Source organism: Geminicoccus sp. (assembly GCF_035556675.1).
Taxonomy (GTDB): Bacteria; Pseudomonadota; Alphaproteobacteria; order Geminicoccales; family Geminicoccaceae; genus Geminicoccus.
The window spans coordinates 1-4,657 of sequence record NZ_DATMFZ010000319.1 but is presented as its reverse complement, the minus strand read 5'-3'; the positions used below and the strand labels follow the sequence as shown (position 1 = coordinate 4,657).

Annotated in this window: 8 protein-coding genes; 4 read left to right on the top strand and 4 right to left on the bottom strand. The window is 68.1% G+C overall.

Going from position 1 to position 4,657, the window contains the following annotated elements:
• From VNS22_RS22585 to VNS22_RS22575, 3 genes are all read left to right on the top strand, one after another.
• Positions 1–997, top strand: a 997-nt coding sequence (locus VNS22_RS22585; protein WP_325736508.1) for an NAD(P)(+) transhydrogenase (Re/Si-specific) subunit beta, incomplete at its 5' end; no start/stop codon positions are given.
• 117 nt (positions 998–1,114) lie between these two features.
• Positions 1,115–1,366, top strand: coding sequence for a type II toxin-antitoxin system prevent-host-death family antitoxin (locus VNS22_RS22580; RefSeq protein ID WP_325736506.1), 252 nt, complete (start codon positions 1,115–1,117; stop codon positions 1,364–1,366).
• Positions 1,363–1,797, top strand: a complete 435-nt coding sequence (locus VNS22_RS22575) for a PIN domain-containing protein (protein ID WP_325736504.1) — start codon at positions 1,363–1,365, stop codon at positions 1,795–1,797. Before VNS22_RS22580 ends, VNS22_RS22575 begins: the two co-directional genes overlap by 4 nt.
• A 12-nt stretch (positions 1,798–1,809) precedes the next feature.
• Here the strand turns inward: VNS22_RS22575 and arfB are convergent, their stop codons facing one another.
• Entirely contained in the window at positions 1,810–2,232 is a 423-nt protein-coding gene (gene arfB, locus VNS22_RS22570) for an alternative ribosome rescue aminoacyl-tRNA hydrolase ArfB (RefSeq protein WP_325736502.1), read from the bottom strand.
• 116 nt (positions 2,233–2,348) lie between these two features.
• Between arfB and VNS22_RS22565 the strand changes: the two genes are divergently transcribed.
• The gene (locus tag VNS22_RS22565) at positions 2,349–3,107 is read left to right on the top strand and encodes a glucose 1-dehydrogenase (RefSeq protein WP_325736501.1); all 759 of its coding nucleotides are present in this window, start codon (positions 2,349–2,351) and stop codon (positions 3,105–3,107) included.
• A 9-nt stretch (positions 3,108–3,116) separates the two neighbouring features.
• Here VNS22_RS22565 and VNS22_RS22560 read toward each other — a convergent pair whose 3' ends face one another.
• From VNS22_RS22560 to VNS22_RS22550, 3 genes are all read right to left on the bottom strand, one after another.
• On the bottom strand, positions 3,117–4,283 hold the full coding sequence (locus tag VNS22_RS22560) for an MFS transporter (protein ID WP_325736499.1): 1,167 nt from the start codon (positions 4,281–4,283) through the stop codon (positions 3,117–3,119).
• Positions 4,280–4,402, bottom strand: a complete 123-nt coding sequence (locus VNS22_RS22555) for a hypothetical protein (RefSeq protein WP_325736497.1) — start codon at positions 4,400–4,402, stop codon at positions 4,280–4,282. Before VNS22_RS22555 ends, VNS22_RS22560 begins: the two co-directional genes overlap by 4 nt.
• Positions 4,403–4,432: 30 nt before the next feature.
• A partial coding sequence (locus VNS22_RS22550; protein WP_325736495.1) for a TOBE-like domain-containing protein occupies positions 4,433–4,657 on the bottom strand: 225 nt, incomplete at its 5' end.

Here is a 4,657-nt window from a genome sequence, read left to right as displayed (position 1 = left end):
CGCGATCACCTTCTCCGGCTCGGTCATCGCGTTTGCCAAGCTGAATGGGAATATGAGCGGATCGCCGATCCTGCTGCCCGGTCGGCACCTGATCAACCTGGCGGTGCTGCTCGCCATCGCGTTCTTCACTTTCGGGTTCTGGCACAGTCAGGCGCCGATGGATTTCTGGATCGTGGTCGGTCTGGCGTTCCTGATCGGTTTCCTGCTGATCATTCCCATCGGCGGGGCGGACATGCCGGTCGTGGTGTCGATGCTGAACAGCTATTCGGGCTGGGCGGCGGCCGGCATCGGCTTCACCCTGAACAACCAGGCACTGATCATCACCGGCGCCCTGGTCGGCAGCTCGGGTGCGATCCTCAGCTACATCATGTGCAAGGCGATGAACCGCTCGTTCATCTCCGTGATCCTGGGCGGGTTCGGCGAGACCGGTGGTGCCGTCGCTGCCGGCGGCGAGCAGAAGCCGGTCAAGGCGGGCTCGGCCGAGGACGCCGCCTTCATGATGCAGAACGCGCAGAAGGTCATCATCGTGCCCGGCTACGGCATGGCGGTGGCCCAGGCCCAGCACTCGGTGCGCGAGCTCTACGACGCGCTCACCAAGGAGGGCGTGGAGGTCAAGTTCGCGATCCATCCGGTGGCGGGCCGCATGCCCGGCCACATGAACGTGCTGCTGGCCGAGGCCAACATCCCCTACGACGTCGTCTTCGAGATGGACGACATCAACAGCGAGTTTGGCCAAGCCGACGTGGCCTACGTGATCGGCGCCAACGACATCACCAACCCGGCCGCCAAGACCGACAAGACCTCGCCGATCTACGGCATGCCGGTGCTGGACGTGGACCGGGCCAAGGCGGTGTTCTTCGTCAAGCGCTCGATGGCAGCCGGCTATGCCGGCATCGAGAACACGCTGTTCAGCCAGGACAACACGATGATGCTGTTCGGCGACGCCAAGAAGATGACCGAGTCGATCGTCAAGGCGATGAGCGGCGGCGGGCACTGAGCGGCCCGCAGCGGGTGATGCGATGCAACGGCGCCGGGGAATAGACCGGCGCCGTTGTCACTTGTGAAGGCCGGGCTCATGTCCTACATTTGCTGGCAATGTAGGACGGAGTTGGTCATGCGGAAGGTGACTGCTCGGGAAGCCAACCAGAACTTCGCCAAGCTGCTAGCTGAGGTCGCAGCCGGCGAAAGGGTGGTGATCACCAAGCGGGGTCAGGAGATCGCCGAGATGGCGCCGGTCTCTGCGGAACCGCGCCCCACCGCCACAGAGCGGCAGGCCAGGATCGACGAGTTCGTCCGTTGGCTGCGTGAAGGCGTCGAGTTTCCCGAATCGTTCGAGTTCAATCGGGACGAGATCTACGACCGTTGATCGGGGTCGACACCAATATCCTGGTTTATGCGGCGCGACGCGCGGATGATCCTCGTCATTTCAGGGCTGCGGCGATCATCGAGATCCTGCTGACGGAGCAGCGCCTGTTCCTCCCGCTGCAGACACTGGCCGAGTTGCACCATGTGCTGCGGCGCAAGGCCGGGATGGCGCCGCAGGAACTGGCCGGACGGATCGGAACCTATCTGGAGCTTGCCACCGTCGAGCCATACCGGCCAGACGACCTCGCACGCGCGATGGAAGCCGTTGCAAGGCATCGGCTGTCGCTCTGGGATGCTCTTATCTGGGCAGTGTGCGATCGGATGGGTGTGCCGGTCCTGCTGAGCGAGGACCTGCAGGATGGCCGGACGCTCGGCAGAGTGATGTTCGTCGATCCGTTCGGTGACCGGATGGTGCGCTTCCTGACGATCTGATCGACCTGTCCCTCAATCGTGCTCCGCCGGCCGCCGGCGCATCGACTTCACACCCGAACGCTGCGACTTCGCCGCAAGCCTGCGCTCCTTCGCACCCTTGGAGGGCCGGGTGGCGCGGCGGGTCTTGGGCCGGATCGCGGCTGCCTGGATCAGCGCCACCAGGCGGGCCAGCGCGTCCTCGCGATTGCGCTCCTGGGTGCGGAAGTTCTGCGCGTGAATGATCAGGATGCCGTCCTGGGTCAGGCGTGAGCCGGCCAGGTGGATCAGGCGCTGGCGGACGTCCGCGGGCAGGGAGGGCGAGTTCAGGACGTCGAAGCGCAGCTGCACCGCGGTCGACAGCTTGTTGACGTTCTGGCCGCCCGGGCCGGACGCGCGCACGAAGCTTTCGTCCAGCTCGCGCGGGTCCAGCTGAATGGTCGGGGTGACGGGGATCATCGGCGGGTTTCCGGCCAGGGGCGGCTCTTCATAGCGGAAGGGCGACGGCGTTGACCACCACGGCACCAGCCGCGAATGATCCAGCGCCCTTCAGCCAGAACAGCGAGATTCCGTCCATGTCCTTGTCGAGCAAGACCATCCTCGTCACCGGAGCCACTGCCGGCATCGGCCAGGCGATCGCGCGGGAGCTGGCCGGGCGTGGTGCCCGCCTGCTGCTCACCGGCCGCAATGCCGGGGCCGGCCGGGCACTGGAGGCGGAACTGGCGGGCAGTGGCGGGAAGGCCCGCTTCGTCCAGGCCGACGTGACCGATCCGGGTGCTGCGAAGCTGCTCACGGAAGCCGCGGTCGCGACGTTCGGCCGGCTGGACGTGCTGGTGAACAATGCCGGCATCGTCATCCGCGGCGACGCGCTGCACTGCACCGACGAAGACTGGGAGCGGATCATGGCGACCAACGTCACCGCCCTGTTCCGGTTGAGCCGCGAGGTGCTGCCGGTGATGCAGCGCCAGGGCGGCGGCGCCATCGTCAACATCGCCTCGGACTGGGGGCTGGTGGGCGCGGTCGGCGCCGTGGCCTATGGCGCCAGCAAGGGGGCAGTGGTGCAGATCACCCGGTCCATGGCGATCGACCATGCCCGCGACGGCATCCGGGTCAATGCGGTCTGCCCGGGTGATACCGACACCACCATGCTGGACGGGGCGATGGAAGGGCCGGACCGGGCGGCCGAGCTGGCGCGGATGGGCCAGGCCCTGCCGCTCGGCCGGGTGGGCCAGCCCGCCGAGATCGCGAAGGTCGTGGCCTTCCTCGCCTCGGACGATGCCAGCTTCATCACCGGTGCCTGCCTGCCGGTGGATGGCGGGAACACCGCCCAGTAGCAGGGACCTTCAGTCGCGTACGACGACCCGGCCGGCTGCCAGCAGCAGCACGATACCCGCCAGTGCCAGCAGGCCCAGGGAAGCGGCGAGCCCGATCCCGTGGGCCAGCAGGCCGATCAGCGGCGGGCCGGCCAGGAAGCCGAAATAGCCGATCGTGGTGACCGCGGCGACGCCGGCACCCGGGCTCACGCCCGGCAGGCGGGCCGCGGCACCGATCAGGATCGGCACGATGTTGGCAGCGCCCAGGCCGATCAGGCCGAAGCCCGCCGCTGCCAGCGGCGCCACCGGCACCAGCGTCGCGACCAGGAAGCCCAGTGCTATCAGGACGCCGCCGCCGCGCAGCACGCTGACCCGGCCGAAGCGTGCGGTGGCCGCGTCGCCGATGAAGCGGCAGCCGGCCATCGCCAGCGAGAAGGCGGCAAAGCCCGCCGCCGCCGTGGCCGGGGTAGCGCCGGTGTTCTGGATCAGGTGCAGAGCACTCCAGTCGGCCGACGCACCTTCGACCACCATCACCATCATGGCGAGCAGGCCCAGCGCCAGGGAGGCGCGGTTGGGCAGCATGAAGTGCGGCTCGGCCTCGTGGCGGTCCGGGTCCGGCAGGGGTTGCACCCAGCGCCAGATCAGGGCCAGCACCAGGGCGAACAGGACGACGGCGAGCAGCATGGCACCGCCCTCGTCCAGCCCCACCCCGATCAGCAGCCCGCCGATGGCGGCACCGGCCAGCCCACCCAGGCTCCAGAAGCCGTGGAACGAGGACATGGTCGGGCGCGCCCGGACCCGCTCGACATCGGTGGCCTGGGCATTCATGGCGACGTCCAGGCCGCCATTGCAGATGCCGAACAGGAGGGCCGCAGCGAACAGGCTGGGCAGGCCCGGCGCCAGCACCGGCAGCGACATCACCAGTACGAAGCTGGCGGCAAAGCCGAGGGTGGTGCGATCGGCCCCGTAGCGGCCGGCCAGCCAGCCGGCCACCGGCATCGCCGCAATGGCGCCGGCGGCGACCGTGAGCAGCATCATGCCGAGCAGGAACTCGTCGATGCGCTGCGCAGCACCGATCAGCGGGATGTGGACGGCCCACAGGCCGATGGCCGTGCCGTTGACCATGAAGATGGCCGACGTTCCCAGCCGGTTGCGCCCGATCCGCTCTTCGGCAGGAAGAGTGGCAACGGAACTCAAGACGACAGCTCCGTGCCGCTTCGGATCTCCGGCAGGGTCATGGCCGGAATTGCCCGCAGGCCCTCCTGCGGCAGGACGTCGATGGCAATCGTCATGGCTTGCGCGCTGGCCTCGTGCATGTCCGCTTGGATGGTCATGCACAGAACGGTTCAGGCCGCCGGAAAGATCCGGACATTGGCCGGGCGAAGATGTACGGCATCGCCCTTGGTGACGCATAGGTCGCGCCAGCGCGCCGGTGGCAGGGAGACCTCGACCGGGTCGCTGCCCTCGAGGTCCAGGTCGATCCGGATCACCGGGCCCAGTGCCGTGACGTGGCGGACCAGGGCCGGCACACTGTCCGGCCGGGGCTCTCGGCTGATCTCGATCTCCTCCGG

Excerpts from the sequence above, each read along its gene's own strand:
- VNS22_RS22580 (WP_325736506.1), top strand. The coding sequence starts at position 1,115 with ATGCGGAAGGTGACTGCTCGGGAAGCCAACCAGAACTTCGCCAAGCTG.
- arfB (WP_325736502.1), bottom strand. The coding sequence starts at position 2,232 with ATGATCCCCGTCACCCCGACCATTCAGCTGGACCCGCGCGAGCTGGAC.
- VNS22_RS22565 (WP_325736501.1), top strand. The coding sequence starts at position 2,349 with ATGTCCTTGTCGAGCAAGACCATCCTCGTCACCGGAGCCACTGCCGGC.
- VNS22_RS22555 (WP_325736497.1), bottom strand. The coding sequence starts at position 4,402 with ATGCACGAGGCCAGCGCGCAAGCCATGACGATTGCCATCGACGTCCTG.